This window comes from Turicibacter sp. H121 (assembly GCF_001543345.1).
GTDB classification, from domain to species: domain Bacteria; phylum Bacillota_I; class Bacilli_A; order MOL361; family Turicibacteraceae; genus Turicibacter; species Turicibacter bilis.
In genome coordinates this window covers 497,527-516,303 of sequence record NZ_CP013476.1, presented here as the reverse complement: position 1 = coordinate 516,303, position 18,777 = coordinate 497,527, and the positions used below count along the sequence as shown (strand labels likewise).

The window sequence follows — 18,777 nt, the reverse complement described above, 5'->3', positions numbered from 1 at the left end:
ATATAAATGGGGTAAACAAAAGTCCCGCTTAAGATTCCATTTAGACTAAGTTAATATTTGTCACGAATGAGACATAAACCAAAGTATTACTTAGAGGTATTTGAGTTTAAATATTTTATATTATGTATTATCCAGGTGGTCTCGCGCAGATATTGTTACATTTGTTTTAACTTGATTTTTCATTTAGATATAGGGATTCAACACATATCATTTAGTCATCCATTTGGTATTTGTCGCAACTTCACCAGGTTGTGTAAAGATTATTCCAACCCGTTTTAGGGATCTAACAAATATCATGACACATCCATTTGATATTTGCCGCAACTTCTTCAAGTTGTGCTAAGATTATTCCAAAAATTTTTTAGTTGAGAACCTATAACTGAGTGAGAAAGCCAATGTAAGGTTAGTGTTTCATGATTCTAGTGTGATGCAAGTCCACACATGATGTAAGATTTTTGAACGCTTTGATTATTGAGTTTTTGGTGCCTATCCTTCATAAAAGTAGTAAGGAATAAGACATCAACGAGTAGAGCTGAAATTAAATAGATGGCATTCATTCCATCTATCACAAAATAAGAAAAGGAGGACACTAAAATGACGAAAAACTTAGCACCTAAGTATAATCATTTAGATGTAGAACAAGGTAAATATGCATTTTGGTATGAGCAAGATTGTTTCAAAGCTCAACCACAATCAAATAAACCGAAGTATACGATCGTTATTCCACCACCAAACGTAACAGGTAAGTTACACTTAGGGCACGCATGGGATACATCATTACAAGATATTATTATTCGTATGAAACGTATGCAAGGATTTGATGCGTTATGGTTACCAGGTATGGACCACGCAGGAATCGCAACTCAAGCAAAAGTTGATGCTCGTTTAAAAGAGCAAGGTGTTTCTCGTTACGATATCGGGCGTGAAGCATTCTTAGAAAAAGCTTGGGAATGGAAAGAAGAATATGCAGGATTCATTCGTCAACAATGGGAAAAGATGGGACTTTCATTAGATTACTCTCGTGAACGTTTCACATTAGATGAAGGATTATCAAAAGCTGTTCGTAAAGTTTTCGTTCAATTATATGAAAAAGGATTAATCTATCGTGGTGAGCGTATTATTAACTGGGATCCAGCTGCACGTACGGCTTTATCAGATATCGAGGTTATCCATAAAGAAATCGAAGGGGCATTCTACCACTTCAAATACATGATTGAAGGAACAAATGAGTTCTTAGAAGTTGCCACAACTCGTCCTGAAACAATGTTCGGAGACGTAGCTGTTGCGGTTCACCCTGAAGATGAGCGTTACCAACACTTATTAGGTAAAAACGTCTTAATCCCAGGAAACAACAAACCAATTCCAGTTATCGCTGATGAGTACGTTGAAATGGACTTTGGAACAGGTGCTGTTAAAATTACACCAGCTCACGATCCAAACGACTTCGAAGTTGGAAACCGTCATGATTTAGCTCGTCCAATCTGTATGAACTTAGATGGAACAATGAATGAATTAGCAGGTAAATACAATGGGATGGATCGTTTCGATGCCCGTCGTCAATTAGTAGCTGACTTAGAGGAAGCGGGATTAGTAGTAAAAATCGAAAAACACGTTCATTCAGTTGGACACTCTGAGCGTACAGATGCAGTCGTTGAACCATACTTATCAACTCAATGGTTCGTTAAAATGGAAGAATTAGCAGCACGTTCAGTTGCTAACCAATCAACAGATAACAAAGTAAACTTTGTACCAGACCGTTTCGAAAATACATTCTTACGTTGGATGGAAAACATTCATGACTGGTGTATTTCACGTCAGTTATGGTGGGGACACCAAATTCCAGCCTGGTATCATAAAGAAACAGGTGAAATGTACGTAGGAGAAGAGGCTCCAGCAGACATTGAAAACTGGAACCAAGATGAAGACGTATTAGATACATGGTTCTCATCTGCATTATGGCCATTCACAACATTAGGTTGGCCAGATGTTGAATGTGAAGACTTCAAAGTTTACTTCCCAACGGATACATTAGTTACTGGATATGACATCATCTTCTTCTGGGTATCTCGTATGATCTTCCAAAGTTTGGAGTTCACAGATGAGCGTCCATTCAAAAATGTTTTAATCCATGGATTAGTTCGTGATGCTGAAGGACGTAAAATGAGTAAATCATTAGGTAACGGGGTTGATCCAATGGACGTTATTGAGAAATACGGGGCAGATAGCTTACGTTACTTCTTAACAACAAACTCAGCACCAGGTCAAGACTTACGTTATATCGAAGAAAAAGTTGAATCAACATGGAACTTCATCAATAAAATTTGGAATGCTTCTCGTTTCGTTATCATGAACTTAGACGGAATGACTTGTGAAGATGTGAAATTAGAAGAAGCAACATTAAATGTTGCAGATCAATGGATCTTAGGACGTTTAAATGAAACAATCGAAGCGATCAACTACAATGCTGATAAATTCGAATTTGGTGAAGTAGGACGTCATTTATATAACTTTATCTGGGAAGACTTCTGTAACTGGTACATCGAAATGGCGAAGTTACCATTACAAGGTGAAGATGAAGAAGCAAAACGCTCAACTCGTATGGTCTTAACTTACGTCTTAGAATCAATCGTGAAATTATTACACCCATTCATGCCATTCGTAACAGAAGAAATCTATCAAATGATTACTCGTGGAAATACGGCGTGTGCGGTAGCTGCTTGGCCGGTTGTTAAACCAGAGTATAACAATGAAAAAGCAATCAATAACTTCACGTTATTAATGGATATCATCCGCTCAGTACGTAACATCCGTGCAGAAGTTGATGCACCAATGAGCAAACAAATCCGTATCTTCATCAATGCTAAATCAGAAGAGGTATTAGAAAACTTAAGTACAAACCAAGCGTACTTAAAACGTTTCTGTAACCCAAGTGAATTAGTGATTGAAAAAGATTTAACAGTAGAAGAAGAAACAATGACAGCCGTTGTTACAGGTGCAGACATTTTCTTACCAACTGAAGGATTAATCGATGTAAGTGCTGAAATTGAACGTTTAAATAATGAGCTAAAAAAATTAGCAGCAGAAGTTAAACGTGGAGAATCAAAACTTGCAAATGAAAAATTCGTCGCGAAAGCACCTGCTCACTTAGTTGAAGAAGAACGTAACAAATTAGCAGACTACAAAGAAAAGTATGCAACAGTTGAAGCACGTTTAACTCAACTTCAAAAATAATCTGATATGAAAGCTCTCGGTTTATCCGAGAGCTTTTTTGTATGAATCAAGTGGAAAGAACGTTTTACCCTTTTAAAAAGTAAGTTTAGTTGGTAGAATTATGATAGGATTTTAATATTTTAGTTATCAAGTATAACTTTGGAAGAGATTTATAGATTTAGATAAATTGGGAAAACTATTTTATTATTTGAATACATAAGGATGTGTGGGAATGGGCAAAAAAAAGAAACGAAAAAAGTATCGATTAAATGCTAGATTTTATTGTTGGATTTTTGGATTATCGATTGCAATTGCCTTAGTCATAAACGCTAAATCAACACTTAAATTGAATACGATTCCAAATTTTCATGGGTGGCCAGCAGATGAAGTGATGAAATATGATGAATCACATGAGAATATTTCAATTATTTATGAATTAGCTTATTCATATGATGTCTTACAAAACTGTGTCATGGAACAATCTATTAAACCAAGAACAAAAATTGGTGATGATCCACTAATTTTAACACTACAAGTGTCAAAAGGATTTCCGGTAATGGAGGATTTTACTGGAAAGACCTTGATGGAATTAAAAGAATTCGCAGATTTATATGATTTAAAGATTGAATCTCAAGCGGAAGAAGGGATCATTGAGACACAATCCGTTTTAGCGGGTGAGTTGTTAACAAAGGGAATGGCAGTGTCCGTCACCATTAAAACAGAATAATCAAAGCAGGTGAGAACAACATGTTTAGAAGTGGAAAAGAAGTTATCGAATGGGTATCAGAACAATTGCGATTTGGAATTCGTCCAGGACTTGAACGCATGCAGGCAGCGCTTGACCGTCTAGATAACCCACATTTAAAAATACAAACGATTCATATTGCGGGGACAAATGGGAAAGGATCGACGGTCACGTATTTACGTTCTGTGTTACAAGATGCGGGCTATCAGGTAGGGACTTTTACTTCTCCTTATATTGAAACATTTAATGAACGAATCTCATTAAATGGAATACCAATTAGTGATGATGACCTAGCTTGGTGTGCGAATGTCATTAAGCCAGTAGTAGAAGAAATTAATAAAACTAATATTGGACCATTTACAGAGTTTGAAATTATTACATTAATTTCATTTATTTATTTTAAACACCACCAAGTCGATGTCGTGCTCTATGAAGTAGGGCTAGGTGGACGTTTTGATGCAACAAATGTTATTTCACCAATCGTTTGTGGAATTACGAATATTGGTCATGATCATGAAGTGATTTTAGGAGATACATTAATGAAAATTGCTCATGAAAAACTAGGAATTGTGAAGCAAGGGATTCCACTGGTTACTACAGAAGAAAATTTAGAAGTATTAACAGAATTTAAGATAATTGCATCAGAAAAAAAGAGTCAGCTGATCGAAGCACTCGAAGTTTATAAACCAGCGAATATTCATTTAACTCCAGAAGGGGTTAAGTTTGATTGGCCTCAGTTAAAAGATGTGGAGCTAACGATGAAAGGGGCTCATCAAATTAAAAATGCAACACTTGCATACGCCATCTTACAATATTTAAAACAAAAAAGGATTTTCAACATTTCTGATGTAAATATATATAGGGGGATGAAACAAGCGTTTTGGAAAGGAAGATTTGAAGTTATTCATGAACAACCAGCAATTATTTTAGATGGAGCGCACAACTTAGAAGGGATGACACAATTGTGTAAGACACTTAAAAATCTTTACCCAACCAATCGTCGCCTGTTTATGGTAAGTATTTTAAAAGATAAAGATTACACGCAAATGTTTGATGTCTTAGATGAAACAGCTGATCACGTGTACTTCACTACGTTTGATTTTCCACGTGCGCAATCTGCAAAAGAGCAGTATGAGGTGTTTAATCGACCTCATTCATCGTATGAGGAAGACTTCCATGAACTGATTGATTATTTATTAGGTGAACTGGAGGACGAGGATTGTCTGGTGATTACTGGATCACTTTACTTTATCTCAGATGTACGAAAATCATTAATGAAGTGAGATTTAGACAATTTTTTTGAATGACTTTTGATATGATGATACCCAGACAAACGAAGGATTGTAGACGAAGCAATGACTGAAGATGATGGGGTGGGGTCATGATGAAAAAGAAGAAATTTAAGAAGTTTAAATTGAAAATTAATTTTAAAACAATTCAGCCATTAATTTTATTAACTTTAATTTTTACGATGTTAGGATTATCCTTTGGAAAATTATTAGATAACTTTTTAGTGCCGACACAAGGACCTACAGCAACAGTAGGGGGACCAAATGATCAACCTCAAGAGCTAGAAAAGTCCAAAGATGTAGAAGCTGAAGAGGGGCAATCTGATGCATCTGAAAGCACGACGGCTGAAAACGAAATCTATGTAATGCAACTTGGGGTTTATGAAACATACGATAATGTTTTAAGTTTAGCGGGAGAGTTAAAGCAATTGGGTTATAATTATGGAATTTTAAAAGTTGATGGAAAGTACTCCGTGTTTTCTCATGTTTCGGGTACTAAAGAAAGTTTGGCTCCAGTTCAAGAAGCGCTGAAAGAGAAGCAAATTGATTGCTTTATCAAAGCGGTGGAAGTTTCAACAGATGATTTAAAGTGGAATTACTTTTTACAAGCTGTGAAACAGAAACCATTTGAGATGACTGGAGATTTTATTCAAACATTCACGGATGATGAAATGCATATATGGGGATATTATGTCACACTTTCAACAGCCTCTTTTGATGCGCTCTCAACGGAGCGTCAGAAAATGTTGCTTGAAATTTATCAATGGTTAAATGGATAAGAATAGGATGTGATGGACACTTCATGGAATCTTTTATGATTCGTGATTTACCTTTTGAAGAACGACCACGAGAGCGGCTATTATCAGAAGGTGCGACTTTTTTATCGAATGCAGAATTATTAGCGATTTTACTGCGGACAGGGAGTAGAGGTCAATCAGCACTTGGACTAGCACAGATGATTTTACAACAAACACAAGGTTTAAAATTACTGAATGAAATTACGGTCGAAGAATTAATGAGTATCCATGGAATCGGTGAAAGCAAGGCAATTCAGATTTTAGCGAGTATTGAACTGGGCAAACGAATTGCAAAAGCGAAGCATGTGAAACTAGATTCTATTTTATCACCTAGTGATTGTGTCTCCTTTTTATCGGCAGAGATGAAGCATTTAACGCAAGAGCATTTTGTGGTATTATTCTTAGATACGAAAAATTATATTATTGGGAAAAAGACGATTTTTATCGGTTCACTTAATAAAGCGATCGTTCATCCGCGAGAAGTTTTTAAAGAAGCGATTAAACGATCATCGGCATCGGTGATTTGTGCGCATAATCATCCCAGTGGGGATCCAACTCCTTCCCAGCAAGATATTCAATTGACACATCGATTGTATGAAGCTGGGGAGTTAATCGGGATTAAACTACTTGATCACTTGATTATAGGTGATGAGCAGTTTACAAGTTTAAAAGAAAAAGGGTATCTATAATGTCTTTACATGTAATAGACAAACATAATAAAAAGCTCTCTTAATTGAGAGCTTTTTATGTTCGCCCGGAATGGATATTTTTTTGTTTCGCATCTTCTTTCATTTCCCATTCGATGACGATAGTCATTACAACACGAAGTAAAAAGATAGATCCTAAAATAAGCAGCTCGCTTAAACTTTGAATAAGAACAGTTTTTAAAATTTCAGCAGCTAACTTAAATTCCAGTCCGGTCGCCATTGAATTAGCAAATTGATGTTTGACTGGATAGTGATCTTTAAAGATTAAAGTCTTCATATAATGATAGAAGGCGCGAAATGCACCAAGTGTAATAATAAAAATACCCATAGTTTCTAGAATTCCAATAATTATCGGGAGAATCTCATCAACAAAGTTTTTAAGCATAAACATAAAAAAAGTTCCTTTCAAAAATGATAAGATAGTGATAGTTTATCCGCAAAAAACATGACTTATGCCAAACTTGATTAAGCTCAATTCAAGAAAACTCGAAAAAGATGAGATAAAATCAAAAAAAGTAGTTATTTTAGAATCGCTTACTAGCATATGATTAAAGAAAAGGGAGTAATAGGCAGTCGTCGAAGGGGGATGAAATCAATGTGTGGATTTATGGTTTATACGGCAAATGATATAAAGGTAGAGGATTTTGAAGAAAGCTTTATTCGTATTTCATATCGGGGACCAGGTTTTTGTGTTATTGAAAATCGTGAAAGAGGACTTTGGGGCTTTCATCGATTATCAATCATGGGCTTAACAGAGTCTGGAAATCAACCGTTTGAACTTCATGGAAATTTAGTCGTTTGTAATGGAGAACTGTACGGGTTTAAAGAATGGAGGGAACAACTAAAACATAAATATACGTTTTACTCAGATAGTGATTGCGAAATTATTTTACCGCTTTATGAAACGTATGGATTAGACTTTTTTAAACAATTAGACGCAGAATTTGCACTTGTGATTTATGATGCAAAAAAAGATGATTTTATTGCTGGACGAGATCCGATTGGCATTCGACCACTCTTTTATGGCTACTCTAAGAATAGTCATAAAATCATGTTTGCTTCTGAAGCGAAGGCATTAGTCAAGTTATGTGATGAAGTTTATCCATTTCCACCGGGATATTACTATGCGGATGGTGCGTTTACATGCTATTATGATGCGGCACAGTCATCAGGGTTTTATAATGGAAGTATCGAAGAGATTACGAAAGAGATTAATACCCGCTTAATTGAAGGTGTTCGTAAGCGATTGGATGCGGATGTTCCTGTTGGATTCTTGTTAAGTGGAGGACTTGATTCCAGTTTAGTTTGTAGTATTGCTGCCAAGTTGTTGAACCGACCGATTAAAACTTTTGCCATTGGTATGGAGACAGACGCAATTGATTTAAAATATGCAAAAGAAGTGGCCGACTACATTGGTTCTGATCATACAGAAGTCATTATTAATAAAGATGATGTGATTAATTGTTTAGAAGAAGTAATTTATATTTTAGAAACTTACGATATCACAACGATTCGTGCTTCAATAGGAATGTATTTATTATGTAAGGCAATTCGAGAACAAACCGATGTTAAAGTGTTATTAACGGGTGAAATCAGTGATGAATTGTTTGGCTATAAATATACAGACTATGCACCAAGCGCAGCAGCTTTCCAAGAGGAATCTCAAAAACGAATTCGCGAGCTTTATATGTATGACGTTTTACGAGCTGATCGTTGCATTTCAGCTAATTCCATTGAAGCACGCGTGCCATTTGGTGATCTAGCCTTCGTTGATTACGTCATGGGCGTGAATCCACAACTCAAATTAAACCAGTATAATAAAGGAAAATATTTGTTACGCAAGGCTTTTGTTGGTGACTATTTACCCCAAAGTATTTTAATGAGAGAAAAGGCTGCTTTTTCAGATGCAGTAGGACATTCCTTAGTCGATATTTTAAAAGATTATGCCGAATCTCAATATACAGATGAGGTGTTTGAGAAAAAAGTGAAAAAGTATGAAGGTGATTGTGTTCCATTTACGAAAGAATCTTTACTTTATCGCGAGATTTTTGATCGGCACTTTAATGGACATGCGAAATGGATTAAAGATTATTGGATGCCGAATAAAGCGTGGGAAGGGTGTAATGTCTTAGATCCGAGTGCCCGAGTCTTAGCTAATTATGGTGATAGTGGAAAATAAGAGATTTAAAGGAGTTTAAGGAATGAAACATTTAGGAACATGCCGGCTTGATACATCGCGACTTTATTTAAGAAGATTTAAAGTCAGCGATGCAACAATGGTTTTTGAAAATTGGAGTAGTGATGATGAAGTGACTCAGTTTGTTGCATGGCCGACTCATGAAGATTTAGAAACAACCGAGCGAATTTTAGTGAATTGGGAAGCGGCTTATCAACTGTTAAATACGTATCAGTGGGCGATTGTCGATCGTCAAAGTGATGAAGTGATTGGCTCGATTTCTTTGTTTCAATTTCATCGTCGAGGGCGACGTCATTACTGTGAACTTGGGTATTGTCTTGCAAAACGGTATTGGAATCAAGGCTTGACGACTGAAGCAGCTAAAACCGTTCTTCAGTTTGCTTTTGAACAAATTGGAGTTGACGGTGTGATTGCTAAACATGATGTTCGAAACGTTGCCTCTGGCAGAGTGATGCAAAAACTAGGAATGACTCATGATAAATTAGTCAGACGAGCGGTATTAAATGGACGTCGCGAATGGGTGGACTGTGACACGTATGTCATCCTTAAAGAAAACTTCGATTTAGATGGATAGAAGATGGAAAGTTCCTGCCACATACAGCGGGAATTTTTTAATGATGTAAAGTCAAATCTCATGGAAAAAGTGTGAAAACTTTCTGAGTTAGTGTTTATGTGACTAAATAGACTTGTTTCATACATATCAATTATATATAATAAGCAATATAAAAAAGATTATTGTAAAGACGTAGGATGTGTTCGAATGAAGGGTGTTAACCATTTAAAAGTGTTTGGGATTATCGTATTAATTTTTATGACGTTAATTACAGTCGGTTATACAATGCATCAAGAGACGAAAAATTCAGTTCCTGAACGTCTCATTAAGGATGGAATGACCGTCGTTCAAACGGGCTATACAGGAATTGTTGAAGGATTTAAACGATTCGTAACGAATATCAATGATTTATTCCATACTTATGAAGAAAATAAATTATTAAAGCAACAAATGTACAATTATGAGGCCTTAGAAGTTTATACGCATCAATTAGAAGAACAGCTGGCTTCACTAGAAGAATTGCAAAGTACAGGAATTTCTTTAACGAGTTATGAAACGATTAATGCCACAACAGTCATGCGTAACGTTGATCAATGGCATGATTTTATCTTCATTAATAAAGGAAGTAAACAAGGAATTAAAGAGAACATGGCTGTTTTATCGAAAGAGGGTTTCTTAATTGGAAAAGTCATTTCAACCAATGATTTATCAGCTAAAGTGAAATTGATTAAAAATCAAGATTTTGGAAGTAAAGTTTCAGCGATTATTGATGGAAAAGAAGGTTCTATTGGAACGGTTGAAGGTTATGACTATACAACTGATGAATTAGTGATGACACAAGTTTCAAAAGAGGTGGCTGTAGAAGAAGGGGATGCTGTGATTACCAGTGGATTAGGTGGTGTTTATCCGCGTTCATTATTAATTGGATATGTCCATCGCATTGAAGTAAGCAAAGATGGATTAACACAAACACTTTATCTAAAAGGTGAGAAAAACTATGATAATATGGACTACGTCATCGTGGTTGCACGCGAGGCGGTGACATCAAACAATGAGTAGATTAATTATTACTTTTGTAACTTGTTTTGTCCTAGATAATCTATTAGTCATTTTCTTACCGATTCAACCGATAGTTGGTCATTATATGATTATTCCAAATGTTTTTTTAATTTGCTTAGCCTTATTTACTTTTTATGATAAAGGGATTCGCCCCATTATTTTTGCCTGCATTTTTGGCTTACTCTATGATATTTGTTATACTGATTTAATTGGACTATATACGTGCCTGTTTCCGATTATTACATTCATTTTATTACGATTTATCTCGCAAACGATGCCAGTTAATTTATTATCTATGATGGCATTAGTTATGGGAGTCGTTATTTTTGAGGAATGGTTTGTTTACTTTATCGTGAATACGATGAAAACAACGAATATGTCATTCATGATATTTATTAAATTTATTTTAATTCCAACTGCGATTTTTAATACTTTAATCACGATCCCGCTATATCCTATTTTAAAGTCACAGTTTAGAAAATATCAGCGACAGTTTTTAAACGAGTTTTAATCAAAAAAGACACCGAACGGTGTCTTTTTTGATTAGCTTTTAGTCAGAAGATAAGAGAGAATCGCTTTAAAAATAAGTAGAGCAATTGGAATAGCTGTTCTAATCTAACTCTAAACTTCATATGATGCATTGAACAAGTTAGCACAAATGAAAGAATAGTTAGGAGGAATTTTCGTGGCCAATTATAAAAGAAATCGTCCACCTTATCGCTCTGCCTATAGGGGTTATCAAGCTAACCATTCATCATCTTACTATAAACGAAAACAGGAAGATGAGAGTATCGTGTTTATCCGACGGTTTATGTTTCAATCTATGATTTGTTTATGTTTATTGATGAGCGTGTTAGTCATTCAAAAACTTCCAAATGTCCTTCTTTATGAGAGTGTTAAGAGTGTAATGATGGGAAGTTTTCCGTTTGCTAAGTATGAACAAATGTATCAAGACTTTCTTTCTAATATGTTACCATTTGAGTATAGATTACCTAAAGCCACTGACTCCACATCACCTGTCAATGGGATGCAAGGAACGACTGTTGATGAATCGGGGAATCCGATTGAAATTGAAGGAAACAGTACGAATTCAATTTTTGACGTTTCACAAGCTATTAATAATACTTATAACAATATGGTGCTAAAAGATTATGAAAATGGAGTTATTATTGAAATTAAACAGGATGAAGAAATTCGTAGCTTTGTTCCAGGCATCGTGTTAAATGTAGGATTGGATGATAAAATTAGTAATTTTATGAATATTCAGTTACAAAATGAATGGATACTAACAGTAGGGTTCTTAGAGAATCGTAAAGTTAGTCAGTATCAGCATATTAAAATCGGAGACGTCTTAGGTGTGGGTTCTGTCATTGATGTACCAGGAACAGATTTTGGAGAGGATGCTTTTTATTACTTATCGTTAAAAGATCAAGATGGTCAATATCAAGATATCGCGGCTTACTTAGAATCACTGATGCAATAATTAGGAGGTTTAATCATGCGTAAAAATCGATTAAAATTTGATCCCTCTTTTTATGCAATGACCCTCCTAGCTATTATGCTCGGCTATTTAAATGAATATGTTATCTTTGCTCTAACGATCATTGTTCATGAATGTGGTCATCTTACGATGGCCTTTTTTCATAAATGGGAACTCGAAGAACTTAAATTCTTCGCCTTCGGTGGGATTATGCAGTTTAAAGGAGAGTTGAATAAATCAAATATTGAAGATTTCATTGTTAGTAGTGGTGGTATTCTATTTAACTTCATCACGTTAATTATTTTGATTTTAATGCGAGAGAAGATGAGCTCTTTTGTGAATACGATGTTATATGATTACACCATATGGGCTCAACTATTTGTTATCATGTTTAATCTTATTCCGTTGCCACCACTTGATGGTAGTCGGTTAATTAATGCTATTTTATGTTGTTTTTTTCCATACAAAACTGTTTTACGAATTATTAGAAGGTTAAACATGGGATTAATGGCTCTTTTTATAGGTATAACAATTTTATACGATATTCGACAATTGTTTATCATTGTGAGTTTTTTAACATATTCGACATTAAAGTATAATAAGTACATGTATTTTCTTTTTCAACGCTTTCTTTTACAAAAGAAAATGTATATAAACGTTGATTTACCAAGAAAAATCGTGAAAATTAGAAATGATTCTTTAGAAGATAATATCTATCGAGGCTATTTAAATTTATTTGAAGTCAAAAATCGACTTCACGATGAGATAAAATGGTTGAAGTTAAAATATGAAGAAAATCCATCTCTAATTGTTGACGCTCAAATTAAATCTAACTAAAATGATAAGTGAAAAACGAATGAAACTTAAGTTGGAGGCGGAGTTGAAGGTGGCACAAATGACAGATGATTTTTCCGTATTAGTAGTAGATGATAATGAAATTAACTTAATGTTAATGGAAGATATATTAGATGTAATGGACATTAAAAAAGTTAAAACGATTGATAGTGGGATACAAGCTGTTCAAGAAATTGAAGCAAACCCAAACTATGATGTCGTAGTTATGGATATTTGTATGCCGACAATGGATGGTTATGAAGCATCAAAGAAGTTACGACATATAGGATATAAAGGTCGAATTGTTGCCTTAACAGCTAATCTATTATCCAAAGAAGATCCAAAGTTTCAAGAAGCCATGATGGATGATATCTTATTAAAGCCAATTGATTTAAATATGATTAAAAAAGTCTTATGCTATACATAAAAGTATAAGACTTTTTGTTTAAATAAAAATGAAATAATCTATAATAGAGTATCAAGCTTTTAAAATCGTTAATTATTTAGGTATCAAAAATAATCGAAAAAGGTAGACATAACCATAGATAAATGATTGACGAATGATATTAGCTTTGATATAATGAATCATGTTGTTAGCACCTTAGGGTACTACAACCGCGCGGATAAGGTCAAAATATGTCTTTGGCATATACCTTTAATGGCGAGTCTTAGTTAAATTTTAAGGAGGTGCAGGTAATGTACGCTATTATCAAAACTGGTGGTAAACAATTAAAAGTTGAAGTAGGTCAAGCTATCTACGTTGAAAAATTAAATGTTGCTGAAGGTGAAGTTGTTACTTTCGACGAAGTATTATTCGTTGGTGGAGAAAACGCTAAAGTTGGTGCTCCATTAGTAGAAGGTGCAACTGTAACTGCTAAGGTTGAAAAACACGGTAAAGGTGAAAAAATCATCGTGTTCAAATACAAACCTAAAAAAGGTTACAAAAAGAAACAAGGTCACCGTCAACCATACACTAAAGTGGTTATCGAAGCTATCAATGCTTAATTATTAGACGATGATTACAGCCAATTTTAACTATCAAAATAATAAAGTTGAGTCATTTGAAATCAGCGGCCATGCCTTTGCAGGTGAACCGGGTGAAGATTTAGTCTGCGCTGCGGTGAGTGCTGTGACATTTGGCTTAACCAATTCCATTATCAACTTAGACGAATCAGAACTTAGCATAAAAATGGAAGATGGTTATTTATTAGTTGAAAATCTTCCATCAAGTGATGCGTGTCAAACGCTCATCTATGGAATGATTACTTCTTTACAAACAATTGAAGAAGATCAATTTAAATACTTAACAGTTATAGAAAACAAGTAGGAGGTGGCCCCATGTTAAAGTTAAATTTACAATTTTTCGCATCTAAAAAAGGTGTTGGTTCTACAAAGAACGGTCGTGACTCTGAGTCTAAACGTTTAGGAGCTAAATTAGCTGATGGACAATACGCTTCTGCAGGATCAATTATCTACCGTCAACGCGGAACTAAAATTTATCCAGGAACAAACGTAGGTATGGGTGTGGATCACACTTTATTCTGTAAAATCGATGGTATCGTTAAATTCGAACGTTTAGGACGTGACAAAAAACAAGTTTCTGTATACCCAGAAGCTAAGTAATCGATTTAATAAATCCCCTAATCATCTGATTAGGGGTTTATTTTTATGTTCATATCTTGTATGAGTTGACAAGTTTATTTTAATAATATAGAAGAATACCAAATTGAAACTAGTGTTAGTTTCATGAGATAGAATTGAGGGATGCACTTGTTTATCGATCAAGTCAAACTTAAAGTGACGGCTGGAAACGGTGGAAACGGTGCCGTAGCTTTCCGTCGTGAAAAATATATTGCTAACGGTGGTCCTGCTGGTGGTGACGGTGGAAACGGTGGTAGCGTCGTTTTCGTTGCTGATGAAGGATTATCAACATTATTAGATTTACGTTATAACCGTGTATTACAAGCTAAAAACGGTGAAAATGGAATGGCGAAAAGCTGCCATGGTAAAAACTCAGATGATTTAGTCGTAAAAGTTCCAGTGGGAACGATTGTTTACGATAACAGCACAAACTTGATTATTGCCGATTTAACTGAAAATGGTCAACGTGCGATTATCGCAAAAGGAGGACGCGGAGGACGCGGAAATATCCACTTCGCAACACCTCGTAATACAGCGCCAGAACTTGCTGAAAATGGTGAGTTAGGTCAAAAACGTGAAGTTCGCGTGGAATTAAAAGTATTAGCTGACGTAGGATTAGTTGGATTCCCAAGTGTCGGGAAATCAACATTAATCTCTGTTGTTTCAGCATGTAAACCAAAAATTGCAGCATACCACTTCACAACATTAGTTCCTAACTTAGGAGTTGTTGGTGTTCCAGATGGTCGTTCATTCGTTATGGCTGATTTACCAGGATTAATCGAAGGAGCTGCAAGTGGCGCAGGACTTGGACATCAATTCTTACGTCATATTGAGCGTACGCGTGTTATCTTACACGTTATTGATATGTCTGGTATGGAAGGACGCGATCCATATGAAGACTATGTAACAATCAATAACGAGTTAGCACAATACCGTTACAAATTATTAGAACGTCCGCAAATTGTTGTTGCTAATAAAATGGATATCGGTGATGCTGAAGAAAACTTAAAAGCATTTAAAGAAAAAGTTGGAGATGATGTAACAATCGTTGAAATTTCAGCGGCAACTCGTCAAGGAATCGACCAATTATTATATAAAACAGCTGATTTATTAGAAAAAACACCTCAATTCCCATTATATGATGAGGATGAAGTGGAACAATCAGTAACGTATAAATTCAAACCTGAAGAAGCGAAATTCCATATCTCTCGTGGAGATGATGGAGTGTATGTTGTTACAGGAACACATGTGGAAAAAATCTTCCATCAAACAGACTTCAGCCGTGAAGCATCAGTTATGCGATTTGCACGTCAATTACGTCAAATCGGTGTTGATCAAGCCTTACGTGACCTTGGAGTGGAAGATGGAGATTTTGTGCGCATCCTTAACTTCGAGTTTGAATTCAAAGACTAAAATAATAGACCACTTTACGTTATGTAAGGTGGTTTTTTTATATCATCTTAACAAGATGAGTGACTTTAAATGGTTAAAAATTAATAAAATACTGTAACAAGTATCTGATGTTTATATCAACTAACTTACCAATTTAAAGCGCAACCCATTGGATTTAAGAAGCTAACATCGTTAAAAGAAAGGCGTAACGATTCATGACGCATATGTTACCAATTGATGGTGATTACTTAGATAAAAACTTAATTCTTATCATTACAATTGAAAAATTAGAGATTAATATTGATATCATGGTGCATCCGATTTACTTTAGACAATCTTTTTCAACACCATCACCGGCGTATATGGGAGGAAACAGAATTGCTTGTGATATGATAAATTCAATAAAGAATCTTCCAACGATTTGATGCTCTATAAATAATGATTGTTGAATTACAAGTGATATAAAAATTAAGGAAGAATAAATGTTAATCAAGCTAACAAAGGGTTATACTGAGCATTGAAATGTCGAGTGAACTTTATCTTCTTTTAAGGGAAAAAGCTCACTTCGCATAAGTTTGTTATATTCGTGAAAATCTCATCATATATTGTAAAGAGATAATGTAGAGAGGAGAATCAGACTTATGAAAATCCACATTGTACAGAGAAACGACACGTTTCAATCGATTGCGGAGAAATACAATGTCAGTGTTCAAGATTTGATTGGGATGAATACTCATATCAATCATTTAACTGGCCTTGTACCTGGATTAAAAGTCAAAGTTCCTTCACCTGCCCGAAAAGAAGAATCAAATGTCGCACAACACATTCAAAAATATTATCCGAATTTAGATACTAGCCCTATTGAACTTAAGACTGTTACAACAGTTGAACCTGAACCGGTTGTGGTGAAGCAAGAAGCACCTATTGTACAGCAAGTGCAACAAGTTGAACAGGTGCAACAAGTGCAGCAAGCTCAACCGGCACCTGTTCAACAGGTCCAACAGGCACAACAAGTGCAACAACCAACACCGACTCAAGTGACAAAGGTGAAAGAAGAAGCGATTCCAGTTCCGCTAAAACCTATCCAGACGGAGGTTCCGATACAACCGAATGATGGCGTAAAAGTTGGAATAGGAGGAGTTGCTGCTAGTGTTGAACAATATAACGTTTCGGTGAATCAAAAAAACTATCAACAATCTAATCAAACAACAGCTCAAACACAAACACAGGGAGTAGCTGCGCAACCTCTTCCTTATCCATTGCCTCTGACACCATCTATGCTTTATTCACCTTATAAACCAAGCTGTTCGTCAGGTCCAATGCCTTATCCGGCACCATATGCGAATCCTTATGCTGTTGGTCCATACGTTAACCCTTATCCAGTTTCTTATGGAACTCCATATGGGGCTGCCCCATATGGGATGAGAAGTCCACAAGATGAGCGTTTCTTTATCGGTGGATTTGGTTATCCATTCTTTGGTGGATGGGGATGGGGAGGCTACTATCCATATTATGGTGGATGGGGATGGGGAGGTTATCCTTCTTACGGTGGATGGTATCGAAACCCTTATCTATAACATCGTATTTCCTAAAAAGAAGATGTCTGACATCTTCTTTTTTTATTGAGACCTTAGATAGAAAAATAATAAGAGGTAAGGAATTTAAAAAGAGTGAATCATATAGTGACTGATATATAAGGTAAGACAATTATGTGTTGATTTCATGATGACATCTATATAAGTTGAGATAATTTTTCTTCACAGGAAATATTTAAGCTCTATCAGTGGCGGATATATTTACTTCGTAAATGGTAGGTGACCCATTCCCTACCAATGGTAGATACATTTACTTCGTAAATGGTAGGTGACCCATTCCCTACCAATGGTAGATACATTTACTTCGTAAATGGTAGGTGACCCCTGGACTATAGGATGTGTTAGTACCCAAAGGGCATAAGAGACGAAACTGATGATAAAAATGTAAAAGGTATTGCTGGTTATATATAGATGTTGCTATCGTGGTTGATGAGAAGTGGTCATTAGAAATGAAAATAAGCTCTTCCTATTATAGAGGAGGTATGACGAGTCATTTCTTCAATCTTATCTCAAAAAATAGATGAAGCTTCACAATTAGTTTTTATTTTGCTACAATCAAAGTATTATAATAAAAAGGAGAATATGATGAAATTGAAATGGAGAAAACTTACATTAGTCTTGTTGCTTATGATGACACTGGTTGGATGTCAATCAAAACCAAAAGAATTAATTGCACCAGAGGTTGAAGTACCTGAAAACTTACCCCTTGTTACGATGGAAATTAAGGATTTCGGAACCATTCAAGCTGAACTATATCCGCATATTGCACCGAATACCGTGAATAACTTTATCTCATTAATTAATCAAGGGTTTTATAATGGACTAACTATTCACCGAATTGAAAAAGGATTTGTTTTACAAGGGGGCGATCCAAATGGAATTGGAACGGGTGGACCAGGTTATGCGATTGCTGGAGAATTCATCAATAATGGATTCCAAAATGATTTAAAACATACGGAAGGTGTGTTATCGATGGCTCGCACCAACCAACCAGATAGTGCAGGAAGTCAATTCTTTATTATGTTAGATGATGCACCTCATTTAGATGGTCATTATGCAGCCTTTGGGCGAGTCACATCTGGAATGGATGTTGCACATGATATTGAAGTAGCGGGAACAAGTAATGGACCAGTTGTGATTGAGTCAATGACAGTTAACACTTATGGAATTGAATATTCTGCACCAGACGTTATTCAATAAAATGGGTCCATTTTGGACTCATTTTTTTATCCAAAGATTGTTTTAAACCTCAAACAATGGTTCATACTAAAAAACGTT

The 18,777-nt window shown here is 35.4% G+C and carries 20 protein-coding genes and 1 other annotated feature; of the genes, 19 read left to right on the top strand and 1 reads right to left on the bottom strand.

The genetic code is table 11. The features are described 5' to 3' along the window. Window positions 1-594 precede the first annotated feature (594 nt). From AT726_RS02595 to radC, 5 genes are all read left to right on the top strand, one after another. Window positions 595-3,231 (top strand): valine--tRNA ligase, encoded by a 2,637-nt coding sequence (locus AT726_RS02595; protein ID WP_068758942.1) that lies wholly within the window; start codon window positions 595-597, stop codon window positions 3,229-3,231. 211 nt (window positions 3,232-3,442) lie between these two features. Further along, complete coding sequence (locus tag AT726_RS02590) at window positions 3,443-3,937, top strand: PASTA domain-containing protein (protein ID WP_055243293.1); 495 nt, start codon at window positions 3,443-3,445, stop codon at window positions 3,935-3,937. A 20-nt stretch (window positions 3,938-3,957) separates the two neighbouring features. Further along, window positions 3,958-5,238, top strand: coding sequence for a bifunctional folylpolyglutamate synthase/dihydrofolate synthase (locus AT726_RS02585; RefSeq protein ID WP_068758941.1), 1,281 nt, complete (start codon window positions 3,958-3,960; stop codon window positions 5,236-5,238). Window positions 5,239-5,339: 101 nt separating this feature from the next. Beyond that, window positions 5,340-6,023: an SPOR domain-containing protein gene (locus AT726_RS02580; RefSeq protein ID WP_237257908.1), complete on the top strand. Its 684-nt coding sequence runs from the start codon at window positions 5,340-5,342 to the stop codon at window positions 6,021-6,023. Further along, window positions 6,008-6,730, top strand: a complete 723-nt coding sequence (gene radC / locus AT726_RS02575) for a RadC family protein (protein ID WP_269465080.1) — start codon at window positions 6,008-6,010, stop codon at window positions 6,728-6,730. The genes AT726_RS02580 and radC overlap by 16 nt, the downstream gene beginning before the upstream one ends. Window positions 6,731-6,785: 55 nt before the next feature. Here the strand turns inward: radC and AT726_RS02570 are convergent, their stop codons facing one another. Further along, entirely contained in the window at window positions 6,786-7,076 is a 291-nt protein-coding gene (locus tag AT726_RS02570) for a DUF1622 domain-containing protein (RefSeq protein ID WP_237252673.1), read from the bottom strand. A gap of 267 nt (window positions 7,077-7,343) precedes the next feature. Here AT726_RS02570 and asnB point away from each other — a divergent pair, with 267 nt between their 5' ends. The 14 genes from asnB (at window position 7,344) to AT726_RS02500 (ending at window position 18,699) form a co-directional block, all read left to right on the top strand. Beyond that, window positions 7,344-8,927, top strand: coding sequence for an asparagine synthase B (gene asnB, locus AT726_RS02565; RefSeq protein WP_068758940.1), 1,584 nt, complete (start codon window positions 7,344-7,346; stop codon window positions 8,925-8,927). 22 nt (window positions 8,928-8,949) lie between these two features. After that, complete coding sequence (locus AT726_RS02560) at window positions 8,950-9,519, top strand: GNAT family N-acetyltransferase (RefSeq protein ID WP_055243290.1); 570 nt, start codon at window positions 8,950-8,952, stop codon at window positions 9,517-9,519. 186 nt (window positions 9,520-9,705) lie between these two features. After that, window positions 9,706-10,557: a rod shape-determining protein MreC gene (mreC, locus tag AT726_RS02555; RefSeq protein WP_055305595.1), complete on the top strand. Its 852-nt coding sequence runs from the start codon at window positions 9,706-9,708 to the stop codon at window positions 10,555-10,557. Then, window positions 10,550-11,068, top strand: a complete 519-nt coding sequence (gene mreD, locus AT726_RS02550) for a rod shape-determining protein MreD (RefSeq protein ID WP_055243288.1) — start codon at window positions 10,550-10,552, stop codon at window positions 11,066-11,068. Before mreC ends, mreD begins: the two co-directional genes overlap by 8 nt. 174 nt (window positions 11,069-11,242) lie before the next feature. Beyond that, window positions 11,243-12,040, top strand: a complete 798-nt coding sequence (locus AT726_RS02545; RefSeq protein ID WP_055243287.1) for a peptidoglycan DD-metalloendopeptidase family protein — start codon at window positions 11,243-11,245, stop codon at window positions 12,038-12,040. A gap of 15 nt (window positions 12,041-12,055) precedes the next feature. Further along, window positions 12,056-12,874, top strand: a complete 819-nt coding sequence (locus AT726_RS02540; protein ID WP_055276418.1) for a site-2 protease family protein — start codon at window positions 12,056-12,058, stop codon at window positions 12,872-12,874. Window positions 12,875-12,893: 19 nt separating this feature from the next. Continuing rightward, on the top strand, window positions 12,894-13,298 hold the full coding sequence (locus AT726_RS02535; RefSeq protein WP_237297172.1) for a response regulator: 405 nt from the start codon (window positions 12,894-12,896) through the stop codon (window positions 13,296-13,298). 176 nt (window positions 13,299-13,474) lie between these two features. Further along, window positions 13,475-13,550 (top strand) — a sequence feature (ribosomal protein L21 leader region). A 17-nt stretch (window positions 13,551-13,567) separates the two neighbouring features. Next, window positions 13,568-13,876: a 50S ribosomal protein L21 gene (gene rplU, locus AT726_RS02530; RefSeq protein WP_055243284.1), complete on the top strand. Its 309-nt coding sequence runs from the start codon at window positions 13,568-13,570 to the stop codon at window positions 13,874-13,876. 10 nt (window positions 13,877-13,886) lie between these two features. Then, window positions 13,887-14,198, top strand: a complete 312-nt coding sequence (locus AT726_RS02525) for a ribosomal-processing cysteine protease Prp (RefSeq protein ID WP_055243283.1) — start codon at window positions 13,887-13,889, stop codon at window positions 14,196-14,198. Window positions 14,199-14,209: 11 nt separating this feature from the next. Next, window positions 14,210-14,494 carry a 50S ribosomal protein L27 gene (rpmA, locus tag AT726_RS02520; protein WP_055243282.1) on the top strand — a complete coding sequence of 95 codons (285 nt, stop codon included), beginning with the start codon at window positions 14,210-14,212 and terminating at the stop codon, window positions 14,492-14,494. A gap of 147 nt (window positions 14,495-14,641) precedes the next feature. Beyond that, entirely contained in the window at window positions 14,642-15,925 is a 1,284-nt protein-coding gene (gene obgE / locus AT726_RS02515; RefSeq protein WP_068758939.1) for a GTPase ObgE, read from the top strand. A gap of 194 nt (window positions 15,926-16,119) precedes the next feature. Then, window positions 16,120-16,329, top strand: a complete 210-nt coding sequence (locus AT726_RS02510; RefSeq protein WP_055243280.1) for a hypothetical protein — start codon at window positions 16,120-16,122, stop codon at window positions 16,327-16,329. Window positions 16,330-16,545: 216 nt separating this feature from the next. Further along, window positions 16,546-17,481, top strand: a complete 936-nt coding sequence (locus AT726_RS02505; protein ID WP_055276416.1) for a LysM peptidoglycan-binding domain-containing protein — start codon at window positions 16,546-16,548, stop codon at window positions 17,479-17,481. 732 nt (window positions 17,482-18,213) lie between these two features. Continuing rightward, window positions 18,214-18,699 (top strand): peptidylprolyl isomerase, encoded by a 486-nt coding sequence (locus tag AT726_RS02500; protein WP_343288202.1) that lies wholly within the window; start codon window positions 18,214-18,216, stop codon window positions 18,697-18,699. The last annotated feature ends 78 nt before the right edge of the window (window positions 18,700-18,777 follow it).

Coding starts and splice junctions, on each gene's coding strand:
- AT726_RS02595 (WP_068758942.1), top strand. CDS start 595: ATGACGAAAAACTTAGCACCTAAGTATAATCATTTAGATGTAGAACAA.
- AT726_RS02590 (WP_055243293.1), top strand. CDS start 3,443: ATGGGCAAAAAAAAGAAACGAAAAAAGTATCGATTAAATGCTAGATTT.
- AT726_RS02585 (WP_068758941.1), top strand. CDS start 3,958: ATGTTTAGAAGTGGAAAAGAAGTTATCGAATGGGTATCAGAACAATTG.
- AT726_RS02580 (WP_237257908.1), top strand. CDS start 5,340: ATGAAAAAGAAGAAATTTAAGAAGTTTAAATTGAAAATTAATTTTAAA.
- radC (WP_269465080.1), top strand. CDS start 6,008: ATGGTTAAATGGATAAGAATAGGATGTGATGGACACTTCATGGAATCT.
- AT726_RS02570 (WP_237252673.1), bottom strand. CDS start 7,076: ATGGGTATTTTTATTATTACACTTGGTGCATTTCGCGCCTTCTATCAT.
- asnB (WP_068758940.1), top strand. CDS start 7,344: ATGTGTGGATTTATGGTTTATACGGCAAATGATATAAAGGTAGAGGAT.
- AT726_RS02560 (WP_055243290.1), top strand. CDS start 8,950: ATGAAACATTTAGGAACATGCCGGCTTGATACATCGCGACTTTATTTA.
- mreC (WP_055305595.1), top strand. CDS start 9,706: ATGAAGGGTGTTAACCATTTAAAAGTGTTTGGGATTATCGTATTAATT.
- mreD (WP_055243288.1), top strand. CDS start 10,550: ATGAGTAGATTAATTATTACTTTTGTAACTTGTTTTGTCCTAGATAAT.
- AT726_RS02540 (WP_055276418.1), top strand. CDS start 12,056: ATGCGTAAAAATCGATTAAAATTTGATCCCTCTTTTTATGCAATGACC.
- AT726_RS02535 (WP_237297172.1), top strand. CDS start 12,894: ATGAAACTTAAGTTGGAGGCGGAGTTGAAGGTGGCACAAATGACAGAT.
- rplU (WP_055243284.1), top strand. CDS start 13,568: ATGTACGCTATTATCAAAACTGGTGGTAAACAATTAAAAGTTGAAGTA.
- AT726_RS02525 (WP_055243283.1), top strand. CDS start 13,887: ATGATTACAGCCAATTTTAACTATCAAAATAATAAAGTTGAGTCATTT.
- rpmA (WP_055243282.1), top strand. CDS start 14,210: ATGTTAAAGTTAAATTTACAATTTTTCGCATCTAAAAAAGGTGTTGGT.
- AT726_RS02510 (WP_055243280.1), top strand. CDS start 16,120: ATGACGCATATGTTACCAATTGATGGTGATTACTTAGATAAAAACTTA.
- AT726_RS02505 (WP_055276416.1), top strand. CDS start 16,546: ATGAAAATCCACATTGTACAGAGAAACGACACGTTTCAATCGATTGCG.
- AT726_RS02500 (WP_343288202.1), top strand. CDS start 18,214: ATGGAAATTAAGGATTTCGGAACCATTCAAGCTGAACTATATCCGCAT.